The sequence below is a fragment of the Streptomyces sp. NPDC005899 genome, assembly GCF_040629645.1.
In the GTDB taxonomy this organism is placed as follows: domain Bacteria; phylum Actinomycetota; class Actinomycetes; order Streptomycetales; family Streptomycetaceae; genus Streptomyces.
This window is the reverse complement of sequence record NZ_JBEXWB010000393.1, coordinates 1-5,360: the sequence shown is the minus strand read 5'-3', so window position 1 is coordinate 5,360 and position 5,360 is coordinate 1. Positions and strand designations below refer to the sequence as shown.

Sequence of the window (5,360 nt, the reverse complement as noted above, 5' to 3'; positions counted from 1 at the left end):
GCCCCGCCCCGGGGGGGGGGGGGGGCGGGGGGGGGGGGGGGGGGCGCGGGGCCTGGGCGGCGGGGGGGGGGCGTCCGGGCGCTGGAGGGCGCGGGAGGAGGGCTTCGCCGGGCCGGGACCCCGCGTCGGTCAGCTGCCGGTGACCGCGGCGGGCGGCTCGGCCGGGGCCTCGTCGCCCGTACGCGCCAGGAAGCGGATCAGGGGAGCGACGTCGAACTGGAGTACGGCGACGCCGTCCGCCGAGCGGAGTTCGATGATCAGCTGGGCACGGCCGCACGGCCAGATCCGCATGTCGTCGTGTGTGACGGGGGAGCGCAGCCCGCGTTCCAGGAGGTCACGGCCGATCGGCAGGCGGACGCCGCCGGGCAGGCGGAGGTGGACGGTGCGGGGGTCGTCCGGGTCGCAGCGCAGCTCCACCGGGACCGAACGGGCGTCGGGGCCGTCCGTGACGATCAGGGCCCGGGTGTGTTCGTGGATCGAGGGGGACATGGGCCGGCTCCTCCTGTGCGGGAAACTCTTCCCTAAATGTCCCATATGTTCGTAAATAACGGCGGTGGGGGGGCGGTGACCGACCGGCGCGGTACTGAGCCCTCTGCGCTCTTGCGAGCGATTTGCAACAAGGCCCTATCATTGAGCGGTTCCCGACCCCGCCCGCAGCATCCCCCGAAAGCGGAGCCCCTCCATGCATGTACCCGACGGTTTCATCAACGCACCCGTCTCCGCCGTCGCCGGGGTCGTCGCCGCAGGCGCGGTCGCGGTCAGCCTGCGCGGGGCCCGGCGGGAGCTGGACGAGCGGACGGCCCCGCTGGCGGGCCTCGTCGCCGCCTTCATCTTCGCCGTGCAGATGCTCAACTTCCCGGTGGCCGCCGGCACGAGCGGCCACCTCCTCGGCGGTGCGCTGGCGGCGATCCTGGTCGGGCCGTACACCGGCGTGCTCTGCATAGCGGTCGTCCTCCTGATGCAGGGCATCCTCTTCGCCGACGGCGGCCTCACCGCGCTCGGTGTCAACATCACCGTCATGGGCCTCGTCACCACCGTCGTCGCGTACGCCCTCTTCCGCGGACTGACCGGAGTGCTGCCCCGCACCCGCCGCTCGACGACAGCCGCGGCCTTCGTGGCCGCGCTGGTCTCCGTACCGGCCGCCGCGTGCGCCTTCACCCTCATCTACGCCGTCGGAGGGACCACCGACGTCCCCATCGGCAAGGTCCTCACCGCGATGGTCGGCGTGCACGTCCTGATCGGCATCGGCGAGGCGGCGATCACGGCGCTGACCGTCGGCGCCGTGATCGCGGTCCGGCCCGACCTGGTCCACGGGGCCCGCGGACTCGCGGCCCCCCTCAAGCTCCGGGTCGACGGGCAGCTCGTCGACGCGCCCGCCGCCCCGGCGGCTCCCGCCGCCGCCCCGCGCTCCACGCGCACGATCTGGGCGTCCGGTCTGGTCGCCGCGCTCCTCCTCGCCGGCTTCGTCTCCTTCTACGCCTCCGCCAGCCCCGACGGCCTGGAGAAGGTCGCCGCCGACAAGGGCATCGACGAGAAGGTGCGCGAGCACGGCGCGGCGGACTCCCCGCTCGCCGACTACGGCGTCAAGGACGTCGGCGACGCCCGGCTCTCCGGGGGCCTCGCCGGAGTGATCGGCGTCGGTGTCACCGTCGCCGTGGGCAGCGGCGTCTTCTGGGCGGTGCGCAAGCGCCGCACGCCCGAGGCTCCCGAGACCCGCACCACCGAGTCCGTCTGACATGGGCGCCGGCCACGCGCACAAGCTCTACCGGCACGGGCACTCGCCGGTCCACGCGCTCCCCCCGCACTGCAAGCTCGCCGCCGTCCTGTGCTTCGTCGTGGTCGTCGTCTCGACGCCCCGCGAGGCCGTCTGGGCCTTCGCGCTGTACGCGGCGCTGCTGGCCGCCGTCGCCGCCCTGGCCGGGATCTCCCCCTGGTTCCTGCTGAAGCGGCTGGTCATCGAGGTGCCCTTCGTCGCCTTCGCGCTCCTCATGCCGTTCGTCGTGCCCGGTGCCCGGACCGAGCTGCTCGGCGTGTCCGTCAGCGTCCCCGGCCTCTGGGGAGCCTGGAACGTCCTCGCCAAGGGCACCCTCGGCGTGGCCGCGTCCGTCATCCTCGCCTCCACCACCGAGCTGCGCTCCCTGCTGCTCGGCCTCCAGCGGCTCCGTCTGCCGCCACTGCTCGTCCAGATCGCCTCCTTCATGATCCGGTACGGGGACGTCATCACCGACGAACTGCGGCGGATGTCGATCGCCCGTCGCTCCCGCGGGTTCGAGGCGAGCGGCGTACGCCACTGGGGAGTCCTGGCCAAGACGGCGGGCGCCCTGTTCATCCGCTCCTACGAGCGGGGCGAACGCGTCCACCTCGCCATGGTCAGCCGCGGCTACACCGGCACCATGCCCGTCATCGACGAGGTGACCGCCTCCCGCGCCCAGTGGGCGTACGCGGGGGCACTCCCCCTGACCGCCCTCGCCGTGTGTCTGCTGGGATGGACCGTATGAGCCTGCCCACCGCCCCCGCCCCGTCCCTCGAGGTCAGCGGCCTCGCCTACGCCTACCCCGACGGCCACCAGGCCCTCTTCGGCGTCGACCTGACCGTGGCCCGCGGTGAACGCGTCGCCCTCCTCGGGCCCAACGGCGCGGGCAAGACCACCCTCGTCCTCCACCTGAACGGCATCCTCGACGCGGGGGCCGGCACCGTCCGGGTCGCCGGGCTGCCCGTCGAGAAGCGCAACCTCGCCGAGATCCGCCGCCGCGTCGGCATCGTCTTCCAGGACCCCGACGACCAGCTGTTCATGCCGACCGTCCGCGAGGACGTCGCCTTCGGCCCCGCGTCGGCCGGACTGCGCGGCCCCGAACTGGAGGAGCGGGTCGCGGACGCGCTCCGGCAGGTCGGCATGGAGGAGTTCGCGGCCCGCCCCCCGCACCACCTCTCCTTCGGCCAGCGCCGCCGGGTCGCGGTCGCCACCGTCCTGGCCATGCGGCCGGAGATCCTCGTCCTGGACGAGCCGTCCTCCAATCTGGACCCGGCGTCGCGCCGCGAACTGGCCGACATCCTGCGCTCCTTGGACGTCACCGTCCTGATGGTCACCCACGACCTGCCCTACGCCCTCGAACTCTGCCCCCGCGCCGTCATCCTCAGCGACGGCGTGATCGCCGCCGACGGCCGCACGCAGGACCTCCTCTGCGACGGGGACCTGATGGGCAGGCACCGCCTGGAACTGCCCTTCGGCTTCGACCCGCGTTCCGTGTCCGTTCCACGTCCGTGAACAGGGGGTGACCCGCCACCCGCCCGGCCTGCGGCGCGATGCACCATGGGGGGATGAGCGGCAGCGCGGGAGCAGGCGTGGATGTACGGGGCACGGTGACACCGGGGTTCGAGGCGGTGCGGGACGCCTTCGTCCGCAACTTCGAGGAGCGGGGGGAACGCGGGGCGGCCGTGGCCGTGTACCGCCACGGCGTCAAGGTCGTCGACCTGTGGGCCGGTACGAGGGACGTCGACGGCAGTGAGCCGTGGGCCGTCGACACCGTCCAGGTCGTCCGCTCCGCCGGCAAGGGCGTCGCCGCCGCCGTGCTCCTGCTGCTGTACCAGCGCGGGCAGGTGGACCTGGACGCGCCCGTCGGCACGTACTGGCCGGAGTTCAAGGCGAACGGCAAGGACCGGGTGCTCGTACGCCACCTCCTCGCCCACCGCGCCGGACTGGCCGCCCTCGACCGGACGCTGACACCCGAGGAGGCCGCGGACGGGATCACGGGGCCGAAGGCGGTCGCCGCCCAGCAGCCCCAGTGGGAAGCCGGCACGGACCACGGCTACCACGCCCAGACCTTCAGCTGGCTCATCGGTGAGCTCGTGCGCAGGGTCACCGGCCGCACCATCGGCCGGTGGGTCGCCGAGGAGATCGCCCGGCCGCTCGGCCTGGACTTCTGGTTCGGGCTTCCGGCGGACGAGGCACACCGGACGGGCCGGATCGGCCCCGTGCCGGCGCCGGCGGCCGAGGGCGCCACCGGGGCCCTGCGCGTGCGGCCCAAGAGGTCGGTCGTCGACGCCTACCGCGACCCCGCCTCGCTCACCCGCAGGGCGTTCGGGGCGATCGACCCCTTCCCCGACGAGAACGACCCCGCCTACCGTGCGGCCGAACTCCCCGCGTCCAACGGCGTCGCCACCGCGCGCGGCCTGGCCCGCTGCTACGCGGCCATGATCGGAGAGGTCGACGGCCACCGGCTGTTCGCCCCGGCCACCCTCACCCTGGCCCGCACCGAGGAGTCCGCCGGACCTGACCGGGTCCTGGTCGTCGGCACCCGCTTCGGCCTGGGGTACATGCTGCACGGCCCGGCCGCCCCGTTCCTGGGCCCCGGCTCCTTCGGACACCCGGGCCGCGGCGGGTCGCTGGGCTTCGCCGACCCGGAATCGGGCGTCTCCTTCGGCTATGTGACGAACGGTCTGCAGAAGGGTGTCACCGCCGATCCCCGTGCCCAGGCCCTGGTCAGGGCAGTACGGTCGGCCCTGTGACTCCTCCCGAACGCTTCCACGGACACGCCGCGCTCCTCACCGGTGCGGGACAGGGCATCGGCGCCGCCACCGCCCGCCGGCTGGCCGCCGAGGGCGCGGCCGTCCTCGTCACGGACCTCGACGCCGGCCGGGCCGCCCGCACCGCCGACGGGATACGGGGCCGGGGCGGGAGCGCCGAAGCCCTGGGCTGCGACGTCGGCGACAGGGCGTCGGTCGAGGCGGCGGTGGCACACGCCGTCGCCGCCTTCGGGCGGCTGGACGTCCTCGTCAACAACGCCTACGCCAACCACGAGGACGCCCCGCTGTTCGAGGAGGAGGCGGACGAGTCCTGGGCCCACACCCTCGACATCACGCTGACCGGGCCCTACCGCTGCTCCCGCGCCGCCCTGCCGCACCTGGTGGCCTCCGGGCGCGGCGCGATCGTCAACATCGGCTCGGTCAACGGGGAGCAGGACTTCGGCGGTCACGCCTACAGCGCCGCGAAGGCGGGCCTCGCGAGCCTGACGAGGACGCTCGCGGGCCACGCCGGCCCGCGCGGGGTCCGCGTCAACCTCATCGCCCCCGGCACGATCCGCACGGACGCCTGGGCGGGCCGCGACGCCGACCTGGAACGCGCGAGCGCCCTCTACCCGCTGGGGCGCGTCGGCGAACCGGACGACATCGCGGCGGCGGCCGCCTTCCTGGCATCGCGGGACGCGGCCTGGATCACGGGCACGACGCTGCGCGTGGACGGAGGACTGCTCGGGGTCAACACGGGCTTCCGGACGGCGATGCGGGGCGACGCGGAGGACCGGTAGCGGGCCCGCCCCGGCCGGCTGCGGCCCGCGGGCGGCAGCCGGCCGGCCAGGTGCCGC

6 protein-coding genes are annotated in these 5,360 nt (G+C 74.4%); 5 read left to right on the top strand and 1 reads right to left on the bottom strand.

From position 1 onward, the window contains the following. Positions 1-129: 129 nt before the first annotated feature. A complete protein-coding gene (locus tag ABZ371_RS28385) occupies positions 130-489 on the bottom strand; it encodes an SsgA family sporulation/cell division regulator (protein WP_358684787.1) in 360 nt (119 codons plus the stop codon). A 193-nt stretch (positions 490-682) separates the two neighbouring features. On the opposite strand from ABZ371_RS28385, the gene ABZ371_RS28380 reads away from it, so the two are divergent. From ABZ371_RS28380 to ABZ371_RS28360, 5 genes are all read left to right on the top strand, one after another. Then, entirely contained in the window at positions 683-1,735 is a 1,053-nt protein-coding gene (locus ABZ371_RS28380; RefSeq protein ID WP_358684785.1) for an energy-coupling factor ABC transporter permease, read from the top strand. 1 nt (position 1,736) lies between these two features. Then, a complete protein-coding gene (cbiQ, locus tag ABZ371_RS28375) occupies positions 1,737-2,498 on the top strand; it encodes a cobalt ECF transporter T component CbiQ (protein ID WP_358684782.1) in 762 nt (253 codons plus the stop codon). Further along, a complete protein-coding gene (locus tag ABZ371_RS28370; protein ID WP_358684779.1) occupies positions 2,495-3,265 on the top strand; it encodes an ABC transporter ATP-binding protein in 771 nt (256 codons plus the stop codon). Before cbiQ ends, ABZ371_RS28370 begins: the two co-directional genes overlap by 4 nt. A 77-nt stretch (positions 3,266-3,342) precedes the next feature. Continuing rightward, the gene (locus ABZ371_RS28365; RefSeq protein WP_358684789.1) at positions 3,343-4,506 is read left to right on the top strand and encodes a serine hydrolase domain-containing protein; all 1,164 of its coding nucleotides are present in this window, start codon (positions 3,343-3,345) and stop codon (positions 4,504-4,506) included. Next, positions 4,503-5,303 (top strand): SDR family NAD(P)-dependent oxidoreductase, encoded by an 801-nt coding sequence (locus ABZ371_RS28360; protein ID WP_358684776.1) that lies wholly within the window; start codon positions 4,503-4,505, stop codon positions 5,301-5,303. Before ABZ371_RS28365 ends, ABZ371_RS28360 begins: the two co-directional genes overlap by 4 nt. The last annotated feature ends 57 nt before the right edge of the window (positions 5,304-5,360 follow it).